Source organism: Dictyobacter vulcani (assembly GCF_008974265.1).
Lineage (GTDB): Bacteria > Chloroflexota > Ktedonobacteria > Ktedonobacterales > Ktedonobacteraceae > Dictyobacter > Dictyobacter vulcani.
On record NZ_BKZW01000001.1, the window covers coordinates 1,358,423 to 1,375,423 of the forward strand.

Consider the following 17,001-nt stretch of genomic DNA (forward strand, 5'->3'; position numbering starts at 1 on the left):
ATGAAAGACAATTAGGGTGGTACCACGGGTGTGATCGGGCAACAGGTCCCTCACTCTCGTCCCTTCAAGATTGACGGAAGGGGCGGGGGTTTTTTATTGTCCCGCAGCTTCTTCCATAGCACAATCGAAGGAGTTTACATAATGGTCACCGCTAAACAGGGACTTGATCCCTCTATAAGCATTATTCGTGCCCACACACAATCAGCCAGCAGTCGTGCAGTTTCTATGCTATGCTCCAGCGTTGCCAGAGCGGATAGCATGAAAGCGGGTGCGCGATGACAAAGATCTGGCAAAAAGGCTATAGTATCAACGCACAGGTTGAACGCTATGCCGCCGCACAAAATAGCCTCCTGGATCAGCAGTTGATCCGCCATGATGTCTGGGGCTCGCTGGCTCACGCTACCATGCTCAAACAGATCGGCATCCTCAAGGAGGAAGAACTACAGCACCTCAAGCAGGCACTGCTGGAGATCCTGGCGCAAGAAAAGCAGCAGAGCTTTACGATTGATCCCGCCGACGAAGATGTCCATACCAGTATTGAGAATTATCTGGCCCGGGTCGCGGGACCAGCCGGTAAAAATATCCATACTGCGCGCTCGCGTAATGATCAGGTGCTGGTAGATTTGCGCCTGTATAGTAAAGAAAAACTCCTACAGATCAGCCAGCAACTCTTTGATCTCTGCTCAACCCTGCTCAACTTTGCGGACAGCCATATGGAGATTCCCATGCCCGGCTATACGCATATGCAGCGCGGCATGCTCTCATCCGTGGGATTGTGGGCCGCCAGTTTCGCTGAAGCGCTGCTGGATGATGAGCGCTTGCTGCTGGCCGCGTACGAGATCAATGATCAATCCCCACTTGGCTCGGCCGCGGGCTATGGCGTCCCGTTGCCGATTGATCGTCAACTGGTCGCGGACCTGCTCGGCTTTGCCCGCGTACAGAATAATGTTATCTATGTGCAGAATGCTCGTGGCAAGATCGAGGCGGCTATCGTGCAGGCACTGACACAGATCATGCTGGACCTGAGCAAGATGGCGCAGGATCTGCTGCTCTTTACGACCACCGAGTATGGCTTTTTCCAGGTCTCACAGGAGGTATGCACCGGCAGCAGCATTATGCCCCAGAAACGCAACCTGGATATTATGGAATTGGTGCGCGCCCGCACTCAAACAATGCTGGCCCATCAACAACATATCCTGGGCATTGTCAGCGGCCTGCCTTCTGGCTATAACATGGATTATCAGGAAACCAAACGGCCCCTGATGGAAGCGCTGGATCTCGCACAGGCAAGTATTGATATCTGCACCCTGGTTATCAGCCATGTGACCGTCAATACCGAGCGTCTTGTGGCGGCCTGCTCGTTTGAGCTTTTTGCCACTGATCGCGCCTATGACATGGTCACTCAGGAACATATGCCTTTCCGCGATGCCTATCGCCTGGTGGGCAAAGAAGTCACCGCCCAGCTTGATCAATATCTCCCCTTACCGGGCGAAAATCAGGAGCAACTGGTAGCTCGCTTGAAGAAGCGGACCCATCTGGGAGGAACGGGAAATCCTGGCCTGGCCCAGGCTCAACAACGCCTTGCTGACGCGCAGCAACGCTGGCAGCACTATGCCACAACCTTTAAAACCGCTATCCAACACCTTGTTGGAACAGCACAGTTCACAATTCTGGAGGAGGAGTAAACATGGCAACCGTTGTACTCGCATACTCAGGTGGATTAGATACCTCAGTCGCAATTCGCTGGATCAAAGAAAAATATAATCTGGATGTCATCGCCGTAACCATTGATGTCGGCAATGAACGCAATATGCAGGAGATATCTGAGCGCGCCACCAGAATTGGTGCCGTCAAGTCCATGGTTGTGGATGGACGCGAGGATTTTGTGCGCTACTTTGTCTGGCCGGCGTTACAGGCTGGCGCGATCTATGAGGGTCAATATCCCCTGGCTACCGCTCTGGCCCGCCCATTGATCGCACGCTTGCTGGTTGAAGTTGCACGTCAGGAAGGCGCGGTCGCCGTAGCCCATGGCTGTACTGGCAAAGGCAACGACCAGGTGCGTTTCGATGTCTCGATCAACACCCTGGCACCAGACCTCAAGATTATCGCGCCGGTGCGCGAATGGAGCATGACCCGCGATAACGAAATAGCCTATGCCGCCGAACATAATATTCCCATCAAAGCCACCAGTGCCAGTCCCTACTCGGTTGACCAGAATCTCTGGGGCCGCAGCATCGAGTGCGGTATCCTGGAGGATCCCTGGGAAGAGCCACCCGCAGACGTCTTTGACTGGACCGCTGATCCCGATAGCGTTACTCTTGAGCCAACCTATCATGAGATTACCTTCGAGCATGGCATACCGGTCGCGCTCAACGGCGAAGAGATCCCTGGCTATACACTGGTCGAGACCCTGAATAGCGAAGCAGGCAAATATGGAATCGGTCGCATTGATCATGTCGAGAACCGCCTGATCGGCATCAAGTCCCGTGAGATCTATGAAGCTCCGGCCGCAGTGGTATTGCATGCCGCCCATAACGCCCTGGAGGGACTAACCCTGAGCCGCGAACAGATCCGTTTCAAAGAGACGATCGCTGCTGAATATGCGCGCCTGATCTACAACGGACAGTGGTATAGCGCTCTGCATCAGGACCTGGCCGCGTATGTCCAGAGCACCCAACGCTTCGTCAGTGGCACCGTGCGCGTCAAGCTCTCACGCGGTCGCTGCCAGATCGTGGGCCGCAAGTCCGACAGCTCACTCTACAGTCTCGGCCTGGCCACCTATGATAGTGGAGATCAATTCGATCATAATGCCGCCCTGGGCTTTATCAAACTATGGGCCCTCCCCCTGACCACACAGGCGCAAGCACAATTGCTACCCTCGATCGGATTTGAGGGCAACCTGCTGAACAACAGCGAAGGCAAAGTCCAGATCGCCACCAACACCAAAGACAAAGCCTCGGAAGCATAATCCTATCGGACAAACAAAAAGAGCCGGAGAACTTACCTGTTCTTCGGCTCTTTTTGTTTGTTGTATGTAAGTGGTAAAACTAAGCTTTACCGGTTGGGACAGCCTTCTCGTTGGTCTGAAGCTCTGGAGTTTTTGGTACGGCTGGCTTCGACTCGGCTGCGGCCTTCTCTTTTGCTTCGAGGGCCGCCGCTTTTTTCTGCTGGCGCGTATCACGCCAGTTTTTGAGGTCCAGCATGCGTCTATAGGCCTGGAACAGGAAAGGATTATATGGTAGATCATAGCCAGGCATTGAGAGGCGCGAGAAGCCATTAAAGCCACGCTTAAAGCTATAGACACCCCACAAAGGATCTTTCTGGGCCTCTGGCTCTTCCAGGGAGTCAGGAATGCCCAGGAAATCATAAAACTCACAACCATGGGCTTTAGCCCAGCGCATACCGGTCCATTGCAGCAGGTGATTGGGCATCAGGTTGCGGCCCTGGTTTAATGAGGCCCCATAGCGATACCAGCACCATTTTCCCAGGCGGACCAGCACAATAGCCGCGATGGCCTTGCCTTCGTGCTCAGCGAGCAGCAGAGCGTAGCGATCATCTTCTTCATAGAGTTTAGCCAGAAGCTCAAAATGTTCAACATTGTGAATATAGAACTGGTCGCGCTCACTGGTCTCCTGCAAGATACGATGGAAGATCTCATGATCCTCATGGCCATGACCCTCACGGATCGTCACACCCTTACGGCCAGCCAGGCGGATATTATAGCGCCACTTCTCTTTCATATTCGCCAAAATATCTTTTTCATCGGGGCGAATATCCAGAATCCATTCATTACGAATATGCAAAGCCTGAGTGCAGGGTTGGAAGCCACGACGCGTCAGAGCGGAAGTCCACTGGACATCCCCCAGATCAGCAGCAGGTTCTAGCTTCAGCATAAATGCCCCAAACTTGCGCGCCTCGCTCTTCACAAAATTCAGCAAGACACCCATAGCAGGCGAGTTTGGATCATCAATCACGGGACCACGTGGCGCATAGAAAAAGCAACTACGCAACATCGACATTTTGACTACCATGACCAGCATAGCGGCGCATAAATTATTCTGCTCATCCACCACACCGATACGTAAAATCCTTGAACCAACATCCTTAGATAGTTCACCCCACTCATATGACTGAGTGATAATTCCATACGGAGACTTCGCTACGAAGTCGTTCCACTGCCGCCGATCAGTAATGAAACGTGCTTCCATTTTCTTTTCTCCTCTATAGCAACCTGATGTAGCGGCAACCCTTGCAGCCAATACGTTTCGGTTAAGCCCAGGATTGGTTGGATCCTTGGATGGTATGAACGAACGTATCTACGCCGATAATAGGTTCCATTCCACCAAATAATCGGTAAAATTGTACATGTAGGTTCGACCCTTTGGGTCGATTCGTGCCTGCATAATATCCTTGCTTGACCATGAGCAAGCCTCTTCACGCCTTGCTTCACCGCTTTTTCACTTGCGTGATCCTGCGGAGGTGAGGGTAGCGTGGAGGCACGAATCGACCCAAAGGGTCGAACCTACACGTTTTACCTCTCTCTTGATCCTTTGAGAAGGTGTTCCTTCACCGTCATGCTATCATTTCAGCCATTCAATCCTTAAGAGAAAAGTATTAGCCCCAAGGGCTACCGCTACAGTTATACACCTCTAGAACGCACCATCACAGTAAGTTGTTCCAAACCAATACAGCATTTTTAAACAAGGACACCATCTCAACAAGTTTATCATGCAAGCAGGTAATAGACCATAAAACAGAACTAATGTCACATTTTTCTTGCCTGACTGCTTCAGAAAAAAAGCCTCCCCTTCCCGAATGCGATGGAAAAAGCTATAATAAACTTCAATAATGTAGCAAACATCCATGCAATCATAAAAAGCAATCGTGATATAAATGAAGGTTCCCAGCCAGCACCTATGGCGACCATAGGGCAAGAAAGAACAAAAAAAGAATGACTGTACTCGACACAATCCGGCACCGCCGCAGTATTGGCAAAATGACCGAGCAGATTCCAAGCCGTGAGCAGATCGAACAACTATTGGAGGCAGCTACCCATGCCCCCAATCACCATAAAGCCGAGCCGTGGAAATTTTTTGTGCTCGGCGGGACCGCACGTAATGAACTCGGTGAGATTATGGCGCAGAGCCTGGTTAAACGCCAGCAGGATAATCCACAGCTGCGCAGCCAGGCCATCATTGATAAAGAGCGCCAGAAGCCACTACGCTCACCCATTATCATCGCCGTGGCCTCAGAAGCACCCAGACAACCCAATGTAGTCGCCATTGAAAATATAGAAGCCACCGCAGCCGCCGTCCAGAACATGTTACTGGCCGCCAGTGAGCTCGGGCTGGCTGCGATCTGGCGCACCGGCGATGCCGCCTATGATCCAGAGGTCAAAAACTGGTTGGGACTGACCGCCGAAGACCAGATCGTCGCCTTTCTGTATCTCGGCTATCCCGCCATCCAACCCGCTGAGAGCCAGCCACAACCAGTGGACAGCAAAACCACCTGGCTGGGATTATAAACATCCAAATAATAAACACGAGCGTTGGTTTTGAAATCTACCAACGCTCGTGTTTATATTATTTACAAAGTTCCCTGCAGTAAGCAAAATTCCCTTTAGTACTGGATCAACGCAAAGACATCGTGGCCTTCTAAACGCTCCCGACCTTTCAGGAAACCCAGCTCTACCAGGAAGGCGATACCAGCAACATGGCCGCCCATCTTCTCAACCAGCTCAATGGATGCCGAAACCGTACCGCCGGTAGCCAGCAAATCATCCACAATCAACACACGCTGACCGGGTTTGATCGCATCAGTATGTAACTCAACTACATTGGTCCCATATTCGAGTGCATATTCCACACTCACGGTTTCAGATGGCAACTTACCGAATTTACGCACCGGTACGAAGCCACAATTGAGCAGATATGCCAGCGGTGCCCCGAAAATAAAACCCCGAGACTCAACGCCAACCACGGCTTCAATACCAGCCCCGGCATAATGCGCGGCCAAACGATCCATCGCAACATGAAATGCCTTAGGATCCTGCAGCAAGGGAGTAATATCCTTAAAAAGGACCCCTTCCTGGGGAAAATTAGGAATATCGCGAACCCAATCTTCCAATCGTATAGGCTCGGATGTTGACGTCATGAGCTATGTTCTCCTCTGTATGAAATTGGCACTAACACAGGGTAGGTCAGACTATCCATTGTAGTTCTTGACGGCCCCCTGCCTTCACGGAACATCAATTGTAAACACTAGATCATGAATAACAATCAATATTTTCTCCGTTAGCAGTATACGCTAGCCATTTCTCACATGCAAGAAATTTTTGAGCGGGTACTCTCATTCTAACACATGAGAAACGTTGATCCTACGAGGCAAGCAGCATGAACATCAACATCCACAACCTTAGCGCTAGTACGCTGTCTGCGCTTGAGTTCCCTCAACCGGTGGCAACTGCGCCGTACAATACGCACAACGTGTCGCCTTCAAAGGCACCGAACTCAGACAGAAAGGACAATCCTTTGTGGTTGGACCCTCTTCTTTTTTGGGACGCAAACGATTATAGCGATCATTCAAGGTGTTGATTGGTTTGACCACGAAAAAATAGACTACTGCCGCAGTCAAGATAAAACTGATCAGAACACCGATAAAATGCCCATACGCCAATGGTGGAATAGCACCAACCGGCGGAGTTTTAACTTTATCAAAGCTAGAGGTATGAGCAAAAGAACCGATCAATGGCTGTAAAAAGTCAGTAACAAAAGCCTGGACCAAACCATTGAATGCGGCACCGATGACAATACCAACCGCCAGGTCAACAACATTGCCACGCAACAGGAATTTCTGGAAATCACCCAGTGTATTCAAGCCACCTCTAAAGCCACGTTTTCCGTAATCCATAAGATTATCTCGATCAAATAAGTCCCGAGCCATGAACACTCCTTCTCTTTTAAAAAGCGATGAGACCACGATAAATTTGCCAGTTTATTGCACACGCATATATTACGCATGAGATAAATATTCCGCTACAGCATAGAGACATGTATTTCTGTAGCTGGCCATATCATGCACCGTAAACAAATGCATGTACAAATGTAGCTATTTCTCAGAGTAGCATAAAGCAGAGCCATAATTCTAGTGCGAACGAGCTCATTTGCATGCGGCATTTCAAATCAGCGAATAATAGGCAAAGGATAAAATGCCATCTGGAGCAAGTAGTAGAGGCTGGCGCGTGGTTATGCTATACTCGGTAAAAAATTACTAGCAATCACCACGCTACACAAAGAGGTACTATGCCTGAATATATATGGGGACGTAATCCCGTTTCCGAGACATTACAAGCTGGACGCCATGTACAGCGCCTGCTACTCGCCGAGGGGGTGCGGGAGGCACCGGCTATCGCGGCCATTTTAAAAGAGGCCAACCGACGACTAATTCCTGTCGATGTGGTGCCGCGCCACCGCCTGGACCAGATCAGCCATGGGGCTGTGCATCAGGGCTGTATCGCCCAGGTAGCGGAGCGCACCTACGCCAATCTCGAAGATATCCTGGCCCTGGCAGAGCAGAAACAGGAAGCGCCCTTTATTTTGATTCTGGATGCGATTCAGGATGTGAATAATCTGGGTTCCTTGCTGCGGACCGCTGAAGCGGCCGGAGTCCATGGGGTCGTCATTCCAGAGCATCGGGCAGCTGAGGTCAACGCGACCGTCGTCAAAACCTCTGCTGGCGCGACCGAGCATATCCTGATCGCGCAAGAGACCAATATTACGCGCGTCATTGATAAGCTCAAAGAGCAGAATGTCTGGGTGGTCGGTCTGGCAGGAGAAGGCAAAACCCTCTACACGCAGGCGAATCTTACCGGTGCCCTGGCCCTGGTTGTCGGCAATGAAGGCAAGGGACTGGGCCGATTGGTCCGTGAACATTGTGATGTATTAATCAAGCTCCCGATGTTTGGGCGCGTCAATTCCCTGAATGCGGCCGTAGCGGGCAGTATCTCGCTCTACGAAGCATTACGCCAGCGAGCCGCGCAAAGTGGAAAAAAGTAAGACACAAGCCAAAAACCAGTACCAACACAGAAAGATAGACGTATTAAGAGTGAAAAGGACTTAATCCGTTACGCACCATCATTCAGTAACGTCTATCTTAATACAATGTTGTGTTCTCAGGAGTAATTCTAGTGTTCAAAACTTTTATCAGGTCGCTGGGTGTCTTATTTTGCGGCATTGTCGGGTTGGCTTTCTTTACCCTTATTTATACACAACCGGCGGCAATGGCGAGTCCATATCCAGCTATGGATCCCACACCGACGCCAACTTCAACCACTACCTATACGCCTGGTCTGAATCTGGCCCTGCCAACTGGAGGCGCACCGTCCGGCCATGCAGGAACGGTCATTCAGTTAACGGGCACAGGATTTCCGCCGAATAGCGATGTGACCTTCTCAATCGCGACCGATCCCAATCAGTGCGCGACCGGCAATGGTGGAGTGGCGGCCTTGCAGCCACAGCAACCCGCCAAAGCCGACGCCAATGGTGGATTTATGGTCCAGGCTGCGTGGCCAGATGGTGCGAACCAGGCCAATACAAAATATTATGTCTGTGCTACCGCATCGGGCAGTAATGCGGCCGCGCCTACGCCCTTTACATTTGTGGGCGCACCAACCGTCGTGCCTTCGAGCCAGAGCGTCAATGCGGGCGACAAAGTCACCCTCACAGGCCAGAACTGGCTGCCCCAGCAGGTCTTAAACATCTCGATTGCCCCGAGTGCTGGTGGTAATCCTATTGCTACTTCCCAGGCCACACCGGACGCCAACGGCAATTTTAGCGTGGATGTATCCATTCCCGCGGAAACGGCTGCCGGAAGCTATAGCATCAACGTTGTTGGAACCACCGATCCTAATCTAAAAGCAAGTGCAGCTACTGCGCTTACGATCAACGCACAGGCCACACCCACGCCTGCAGCGACCGCCACACCCACACCAGCCCCCACTCCAACAGCTCAAGCCACACCTTCCCCTACACCCACCACAGGCTCCTCTGGTGGCAACTCAAACATGCTCGGACTGATCTTCGGCCTGGGAGGTATTGGTGTCGTCCTGGTCATTGTAGGCCTGACCATGTTCCTCTCGCACTCCCATAACAACTAACCTGATCAGAACAACAATAAAAAGCGCGACCGACATAGTATATCGGTCGCGCTTTTTATTGTTGGATGACTTAGAGCGATAGACGCTTGAAGATGCTCTCAGGAATCGATTTGATCACCAGCATAACTACACGCCAGTAGCCTGGAACATAGGCAACATCTTTGCGTTTTTTGATCGCCTCATAAATGTCCTTACCCACAGCCTCGGGTTTAGCAAAGAGCAAACCCTGCTTCATATGGGCGGTCATCGGGGTCGCCACTGAACCTGGCTTAATAGTAATCACCGAGACACCAGATTTCGATAGACGGTTGCGCAGGCCCTGTAAGAAGGTGCTGACTGCCGCTTTGGCCGTTCCATAGACATAGTTCGTCTGGCGGCCACGATCACCGGCTACCGACGAGATCACAGCGATACAGCCACGCTTCTGCTGTTCAAAGTAGTTCGCACTCAGCGTCAAGAGCGAGATCACGCTGAGGGCATTGGTATTCAGTTCCTGCAACGTCTCAGCCACGCTCAGCTCACTGGCCCGCTGATCACCCAGCGTGCCATGCGCGATCAAGAGTACATCCAGACCACCCAGGGTCGCAATCGCCTGCTGCAACATCTCATCATGATGCTCCAACTGATTGAGATCCAGCGTATAGGTCTCGATCGCTTTCGCGCCACGCACCTTTAAGTCGGCGGCAACCACGGCCAGTTTCTCGCTAGAACGGCCAACCAGGAAAAAATCAGCGCCATCGCTGGCAAAGGACTTGGCGGTTTCATGAGCCAGCGCAGAAGTGGCCCCAATAATTGCAACTCTCATCGTATTTTTGCTTTCGTCTCATTATCTATTGCTACATCACCAAAGCGGTCTCAAACAGATATTTACGCTTCGTGATGAAAACTTTGTACTATTCTAGATATATTAGATATACATCGGGGTCGTGCGATCGGTCCCTTCAGTGACACGGCGCCAGAAGCTTGAGGAGAATTTAGGATCGATATATTGCTCGAACTCTTGCCACTGCGGATAATACTTCTTAAAGGACTCAGGACTCATGCGCGCATCTTTAGCCGGATAGAGCACACCACCATTATCCTCAACAATCCGGTCCAGCTCATTCATAAATGTGCGTGTGCGCTGACCATGATTGGAGAAATCCAGCGCCAGAGTGATACCTGGACGTGGGAAGGACAACATGCCCGGTGACTTGATATGTCCAAACTGCTTCAATACCGTCAGGAACGAGCCCTCACCTGCCTGCTGGATATGCTGGATACATTTGTGCATAGCTTCGCGCCCATGCTCAAACGGCACCACAAACTGATACTGGAAGAACCCACGCTTCCCATAGATTCGATTCCAGTTGTGGATAGCATCCAATGGATAAAAGAAAGGATCATATGGGACAACTTTGCTGACGTGCTTTTCTAGCTGAACGTGGTAGTATGCTTCGTTGAATGCCTTGACGGTATAGGTATTGAGCGCAAAAGAGGGGAAATCAATCGGCACCATCAGCGGCAATTTCTTTGGCTTATATTTCTTGGCCAGCTCAGGATCCTGATTGTGGTTACCACGCGAGAACTTACCACGGCAGAGCTTGTCACCACCAATCAAAAGATCTACCCAGGAAACGGTGTAGTCATAATCTTTATCCGAGGCAGCCGAAAGCTCAAAGAACTCATCAAGCGAGTCAAAACGGATCGATTCCATATCGATGAATGGGTTGACGATCTTGCGCAGCCGGAACTCGGCCCAGAGGATCACACCAGTCAGGCCCAGGCCACCAATAGTGGCGCGGAAAAGCTCGCTATGCTGCTCAGGGGAACAGATCAGATGCTCACCACTGGAGCGCACCAGCTCAAATTTCAGCACATGGCAACCAAAGGTTCCGGCGGCATTGGTGGTTTTTACCATGCACATCATTCGCAATCGCACCGCCAACTGATACAAACTTTGTACCAGGTGTCACTGGCAGGAACCAGCCACGGGGTACCGCCACTTGCAACACATCTGCCAGCGAAACACCGGCCTCACAACGAATAATACCCTGCTCAGTATCAAAAGAAATAAAGTTTTTTAGATGACTTGTATCGACAGAAACGCCATTTTCATTCAGACAGCTATCGCCATAACTGCGTCCATAGCCATAAGGGAGAATCGACTGATCGATAGATGCCAGGTCTGGCAATTCATCGCGCCAGTATACGGGTACGACCTGGTTATTGGTTACTGATGGATAACGTCCCCAGGATTGGGGCTGTTTATTTTTAGATGCCATAACGTATCTATTCCTTATCGAGTATACTGCGAAGGGGCAATTTTCAAATAGTTCTTACGTCCATCATAACGCATAGGCACTAACTTCGCTACGAATCAACCAAAAGGTACAGTGCAAGCGGCAGCAGTACCACCTGATGCCGGCCAGCATTCATCACAAAAAAGAACATACAGAAGGGGCCTGACAGAAACTCTCATATGTTTCTATCAGACCCCTCTAGCAATTGCGCTTAGTACGCGGGTGGCTTAGCGACCAGTCAGGGAAGCAAACAGGTGGAAGGCGGCTGGATTAGCAGCATTCAACACGAGCTGAACGATGACGGTCAGGACCAGCAAGGAGGCCGATGCCAGCGTAATTGAGGTAGCCAGGCTCATTGAAGTAACCAGGCGACCTTCCTTCTGTGGCTCATCAAAGAACATGACTTTGATGACACGGCCATAGTAAACGATCGAGACGATGCTGTTCAACAAAGCTACTACTACCAGCCATTGCTGGCCAAGCTGCCAGGCAGCTGTGAAGATAAAGACTTTGCTGAAAAAGCCTGCCACCGGTGGAATACCTGCCAGTGAAAGCAGACAGAGCGCCGTACCCACACTCAAGAGCGGAGCGCGTTTCCACAGACCACGGAAATCATCAATCTTCTCACCACCGGTCAGGTTAGCCAGAGCAATGATGCCAGAGAAGGCACCCAGATTGGTGACCACATAGACCAGGATGAAGAAGAGGACCGCAGCAATACCTGTCGCGGCCGCAGCTGGACTCTTTGGAGCCATGCTCAGAGTGCCAACCACACCGACCAGGATATACCCGGCCTGCGCGATACTGGAGTAGGCCATCATACGCTTGATATTGGTCTGGACCGCTGCCACAAAGTTACCCAGTGTCATGGTCAGAGCGGCCACAATCGACAGGACTACGACCAGTGGAACCAGATCAACCTGCCACAGTCCACCATAGATCAGGACACGGATCAAGGCCGCAAAGCCAGCAGCTTTTGAGCCGACCGAGAAAAAGGCGGTCGCAGGTGTAGGAGCACCTTCATAGATGTCAGGAGCCCACATGTGGAACGGAACCGCTGAGATCTTGAAGCCGAAGCCAGCAATGATCAGCACGTCGGCCACAATCACCATCAGGTTGCCGTTTGAAAAGCCCTTGAAGGTCTGCGCCAGACCCTGCAGATCGGTGGTACCAGTCAGTCCATACAACAAAGCAAAACCGTAGAGCAGAATGGCCGAGGACATCGCACCCAGCAAGACATACTTTACAGCCGCCTCAGAGGACTTGGTATCCGAACGGATCAGGCCTGCCATCACATACAGTGGGAAACTGGTCAATTCCAGAGCGATATAGATTGTGATCAACTCGCCGGTACTGGCCATGAACATCATACCCACAACTGAGAAGAGCAAGAGCGCATAGAATTCACCATCCGCATGCACATACTTCCCAATATAATCATAGGAAGCCAGAACAATCACGGCGGCAATAATCAAAAAGATAACTTGAAAAAAGAGAGAATATTGATCCACCACCAGCATGCCGAAGAATGCGGTTTTGGTACCACTAAATGTAATGGCCTGCGCAATCGTAAAGGCCGCAGGCACGATCAAACCTACCAGCGAGATAGCCGCGATGACAATACGTTTCTTCGTGAAAAGATCAACGGCCATCACCACTAACGCTAACAACATCACACTGATTTCTGGTGCTAGCAGGTAGAGATCAGACGGCTTAAAAGACATAATTACTCCTTAACCCCTCAGTGAGGGACAATCCAAACATAATGTGGATCGCCCTCACTGAACAGGGGATCCCCCTACTTCATTGCGGTCACAGCCGTATGGATAATCGGCGTGATGCTGCTAGAAATCATATCAATCAAAGGCGCTGGATACACACCAACGAACACGACCAGACCGGCCAGAGCCAGCAAAGGAATAAGTTCGCGGCGCGAAACATCAGGCATCCAATCCCATTTCTGGTTGAATGGTCCAAAGAAGACGCGCTTAATCATCCACAGGAGATAACCAGCGGTCAGGATCATCGTAAAGACAGCCAGAATGGTCGGAATGGTCCAGACGCGGAAACTACTGGTGAAGACCATGTATTCAGCCACGAAGCCAGCCAGACCGGGAAGTCCCAGCGAAGCCATAGCCGCGAAGGTGAAGAGCGTTCCCAGCATCGGCATGCGTTTAGCGATACCACCAAAGACCGCGATTTCACGAGTATGGGCCAGGTCATAGACAACACCGACGCAGAAGAAGAGCATACCGGTGATGATACCGTGGCTGAACATCTGCAAGGTTGCACCTGTCAGGGCCACCTGCCGGAACGCCTGATCGCCACCTGCCAGCGCACCCTGGAACATACCATTGCCAGCGCCAGCCGCAGCGGCGACACCCAGCAAGATAATACCCATGTGGCTCACACTGGAGTAAGCGATCAGCTTCTTCATATCCTTCTGCACCAGACAGATAGCCGCGCCATACAGAATATTAATGACCGCGATTACCGCCAGCCAGCCAGCGAACTGGCCCAGGCCTCCAGGGAAGAGGGTAAAGCAGAAGCGAATCAAGCCGTAGGCACCCATCTTCAGCAGCACACCAGCCAGCAGAACGCTGACCTCGGTCGGAGCATCCGTGTGGGCATCCGGCAACCAGGTATGGAATGGGAACATCGGGATCTTCACCGCGAAGGCCATAAAGACCAGCAGGAAGGTCAGCAACTGTAAGCTAATACCGATACCCAGAATGGTTGTTGTACCACCAATCAAGTGATGGGACAGGTACTGCATGTCCGAGCTACCCATGGTGAAGTACAACAGGATAAAGCCGGCCAGCATAAACACGCTACCAAAGAACGTGTAGAGCAAGAACTTCCAGGCGGAATAGATACGTCCAGGCACACCGTGCTTGATCGCATCACTCCCCCAGACACCGATCAGGATGAACATCGGAGCCAGCTCAACTTCCCACATCAGGAAGAAGAAGAAGATATCCAATGCCATAAAGACACCCATCACACCAGCTTCCAGCAACAGAATCAGGGCCAGATAGTCTTTGAAGCGCTTCTTATTCCAGCCACCAATCACGGCCAGCATGGTCAGTAACGCATTCAACACCACCATTGGCAGGCTCAAGCCATCCACGCCCAGGAAATACTGAACCGTGAAATGCACCGAACCCGCATTAAAGTTAATCCAGGGAAGCTTGACTTGATCCGCCAGATTATTCAGATCACCGAATCCGGTAATGCCATGAACATTCAAGATACGAAAGAAAATGTACAGTGAAAGTACAAAGGTCGCAGCCGAGAAAGCCAGGGCTACCCATTTAGACCATTCAGACCATTTTTTTGGAACCACATAGATTGCCAGTGCACCAAGAACGGGCAGCAGGAGAATCCATGTGAGATCATAAGTGAAAATCGACATGTTTTCTTAATCCTTTACTTCAAGCCCGTGGTGATCAGGACAATTACAAGGATCGCCAGGATAGCCACACCACCAAAGAAACCGAGCATATAGGTCTGTACGCGACCAGTCTCCAGACGCCGGGCACCCTGACCCAGGCCAGTCACGCCACGCGCCACACCATTGACGATACCGTCCACGACATATGTATCGAACAACTGCGACAGCTTGGAGACGCCACCCAGGATCACATAATTTGTGAACAGGTTGTACAGGTCATCAACATAGTAGCGGTTATACAGCAAACGGTGTACCGCACGCAAGGCAGGTTTGGATTCAACAAACTGACTGATCTTAACCAGTTCAATGCGTCCATACACCACCCAGGCAATACCAAGACCAGCCAGCGACACCACCACACCAATCCAGGTATCAGTAGTTGTCAGCAGCGTAGGAATGCTCAGGTTACTTACAGCCTCTGCGCTCACGTTCACATACTGGTAGAAACCAGTCCAGTAACCGGCGATGATCGAAGGGATGACCAGCAGCATCAACGGAATGGTCATGGTCAATGGCGACTCATGCACCTCTCCGGAACCACGGTACGGACCACCCCACAGGCCCATAAATTTGCCACCCTTACCACCAAAGGCCAGGATAAAGGCACGCAGCATATAGAAAGCGGTCAGGCCAGCTGTGATCAACGTCAAGGCATAAATGATAGGATGACCATTCTCCAGCGCCAGACCAATGATTTCTTCTTTACTATAGAAACCGGACATGAATGGGAAACCAGAGATAGCCAGTACGGCAATCAACCAGGTTACAGCAGTAATCGGCATCTTCGAGGCCAGCCCACCCATCAGACGTACGTCCTGAACTTCTTTATGCATGGCGTGGTGCAGACCGTGCAGCACGCTACCAGCGCCCAGGAAGAGCAATGCTTTGAAGAAAGCATGCGTGAAGAGGTGGAACATACCAGGGCCAGGGCCAAACTCAGGACCAGCCACACCCAGACCGACAAACATATAGCCCAGCTGGCTAATGGTTGAGAAGGCCAGCACACGCTTGAAGTCCGACTGGACCAATGCGATCGTCGCGGCAAAGAAGGCCGTAAACGCACCGATCGAAGCCACAACCTCAAAAGCAAATGCAGGAGCATGTACGAAGAGTGGGAAGGTACGGGCAATCATGTAGACACCAGCAGCAACCATGGTTGCGGCATGGATCAGCGCGCTCACCGGTGTAGGACCTTCCATAGCGGAAGGCAACCATGTGTGCAGAGGAAACTGAGCTGACTTACCAATGGCACCACAGAAAACCAGGATCATCGCGATACCCAGCAAGGTGGAATGATCCAGGGAGCTACCAGGAATGCGTGCCTGTATCTGCGCAAAGTCGAAAGATCCTGTATTGACAAAAAGGATCATGATACCGAGGATGAAGCCAACGTCACCAATACGGTTCATCACAAAGGATTGTACGTTCGCAGTCGCAGGAGCGGGACGCTGTTCCGCGGGTTTCGCACGCTTATTGATCCAGAAACCGATCAATAGGTAAGAGCTTAAACCAACCAGTTCCCAACCGCAGAAGATCACCAGGAAGTTCTGGGCGAAGATGATCAACAGCATCGAGAAGCAAACAGGGACAGGTAGGCGTAAAAACGCGCATAACCCGCCGAGTTCTCCATATAGCCCTGTGAATAAAACTGCACCAGCAAAGTAATGGTTGTCACCACCACCAGCATGGCAATTCCCAGGCGATCCAGATGGAAGGCAATATCATAATGCAGATTGCCGACATTCAGCCAGTTATAAGAAAACACGGTAATGCCGGACTTTGCCAGATCCGCAGAAGTTGCTGAACTGAAGAGCAGCACCCAGGAATAGATACAGGCAACAACCATAATCAGCAACGCAGCATAAGCGCTAGCTTTTGCACCGGCCGAAAGATGAGGAACCTTAGGATCTTCATCGTCATCCTCACCATGTCCAGCATGCTCATCACCATGGGTTCCCTGCGCCTCAACGGCATGATGTTCCCCATGACTGGTATGGGCCGCAACCTTTGGGCGGCTCAGCATATCCCATACACGGGTACCAAAGATGATGACAGCGAAAGAGAGGAGCGGTGCGAACAAAATTGTCCAGGATAATTGATACAACATCAGA

At 51.2% G+C, this 17,001-nt stretch carries 14 protein-coding genes and 1 pseudogene; 6 read left to right on the plus strand and 9 right to left on the minus strand.

Annotated elements, in window-relative coordinates; all coding sequences use genetic code 11:
- Nucleotides 1-141: 141 nt before the first annotated feature.
- The 3 genes from KDW_RS31580 to KDW_RS05650 are packed head-to-tail and all read left to right on the plus strand — an operon-like array spanning nt 142 to nt 2,968.
- On the plus strand, nt 142-279 hold the full coding sequence (locus tag KDW_RS31580; RefSeq protein ID WP_162004983.1) for a hypothetical protein: 138 nt from the start codon (nt 142-144) through the stop codon (nt 277-279).
- Complete coding sequence (argH, locus tag KDW_RS05645; protein ID WP_151755052.1) at nt 276-1,685, plus strand: argininosuccinate lyase; 1,410 nt, start codon at nt 276-278, stop codon at nt 1,683-1,685. Before KDW_RS31580 ends, argH begins: the two co-directional genes overlap by 4 nt.
- A 2-nt stretch (nt 1,686-1,687) precedes the next feature.
- Nucleotides 1,688-2,968, plus strand: a complete 1,281-nt coding sequence (locus KDW_RS05650; RefSeq protein ID WP_151755053.1) for an argininosuccinate synthase — start codon at nt 1,688-1,690, stop codon at nt 2,966-2,968.
- Between the two features lie 79 nt (nt 2,969-3,047).
- Here the strand turns inward: KDW_RS05650 and KDW_RS05655 are convergent, their stop codons facing one another.
- Nucleotides 3,048-4,208: a lipid II:glycine glycyltransferase FemX gene (locus tag KDW_RS05655; protein WP_151755054.1), complete on the minus strand. Its 1,161-nt coding sequence runs from the start codon at nt 4,206-4,208 to the stop codon at nt 3,048-3,050.
- A gap of 743 nt (nt 4,209-4,951) precedes the next feature.
- Between KDW_RS05655 and KDW_RS05660 the strand changes: the two genes are divergently transcribed.
- Nucleotides 4,952-5,524, plus strand: a complete 573-nt coding sequence (locus KDW_RS05660) for a nitroreductase family protein (protein WP_151755055.1) — start codon at nt 4,952-4,954, stop codon at nt 5,522-5,524.
- A gap of 95 nt (nt 5,525-5,619) precedes the next feature.
- Here the strand turns inward: KDW_RS05660 and KDW_RS05665 are convergent, their stop codons facing one another.
- The gene (locus KDW_RS05665; RefSeq protein ID WP_198925204.1) at nt 5,620-6,153 is read right to left on the minus strand and encodes an adenine phosphoribosyltransferase; all 534 of its coding nucleotides are present in this window, start codon (nt 6,151-6,153) and stop codon (nt 5,620-5,622) included.
- Nucleotides 6,154-6,420: 267 nt separating this feature from the next.
- The gene (gene mscL, locus KDW_RS05670) at nt 6,421-6,942 is read right to left on the minus strand and encodes a large conductance mechanosensitive channel protein MscL (protein WP_233097630.1); all 522 of its coding nucleotides are present in this window, start codon (nt 6,940-6,942) and stop codon (nt 6,421-6,423) included.
- 359 nt (nt 6,943-7,301) lie between these two features.
- On the opposite strand from mscL, the gene rlmB reads away from it, so the two are divergent.
- Nucleotides 7,302-8,054: a 23S rRNA (guanosine(2251)-2'-O)-methyltransferase RlmB gene (gene rlmB / locus KDW_RS05675; RefSeq protein ID WP_151755056.1), complete on the plus strand. Its 753-nt coding sequence runs from the start codon at nt 7,302-7,304 to the stop codon at nt 8,052-8,054.
- Nucleotides 8,055-8,185: 131 nt separating this feature from the next.
- Nucleotides 8,186-9,154, plus strand: a complete 969-nt coding sequence (locus tag KDW_RS05680) for a hypothetical protein (RefSeq protein ID WP_151755057.1) — start codon at nt 8,186-8,188, stop codon at nt 9,152-9,154.
- A gap of 70 nt (nt 9,155-9,224) precedes the next feature.
- Here KDW_RS05680 and KDW_RS05685 read toward each other — a convergent pair whose 3' ends face one another.
- From KDW_RS05685 to KDW_RS05710, 6 genes and pseudogenes are all read right to left on the minus strand, one after another.
- A complete protein-coding gene (locus KDW_RS05685) occupies nt 9,225-9,959 on the minus strand; it encodes an SDR family oxidoreductase (protein ID WP_151755058.1) in 735 nt (244 codons plus the stop codon).
- A gap of 102 nt (nt 9,960-10,061) precedes the next feature.
- Nucleotides 10,062-11,418: pseudogene (locus KDW_RS05690) on the minus strand (FAD-binding oxidoreductase).
- A 245-nt stretch (nt 11,419-11,663) separates the two neighbouring features.
- Nucleotides 11,664-13,160 (minus strand): NADH-quinone oxidoreductase subunit N, encoded by a 1,497-nt coding sequence (locus KDW_RS05695; RefSeq protein ID WP_151755059.1) that lies wholly within the window; start codon nt 13,158-13,160, stop codon nt 11,664-11,666.
- Between the two features lie 74 nt (nt 13,161-13,234).
- Nucleotides 13,235-14,851, minus strand: coding sequence for a complex I subunit 4 family protein (locus KDW_RS05700; protein WP_151755060.1), 1,617 nt, complete (start codon nt 14,849-14,851; stop codon nt 13,235-13,237).
- Between the two features lie 14 nt (nt 14,852-14,865).
- A complete protein-coding gene (locus KDW_RS05705) occupies nt 14,866-16,461 on the minus strand; it encodes an NADH-quinone oxidoreductase subunit L (protein WP_151755061.1) in 1,596 nt (531 codons plus the stop codon).
- On the minus strand, nt 16,452-16,997 hold the full coding sequence (locus KDW_RS05710; protein ID WP_151755062.1) for a hypothetical protein: 546 nt from the start codon (nt 16,995-16,997) through the stop codon (nt 16,452-16,454). The genes KDW_RS05705 and KDW_RS05710 overlap by 10 nt, the downstream gene beginning before the upstream one ends.
- Nucleotides 16,998-17,001: the final 4 nt, after the last annotated feature.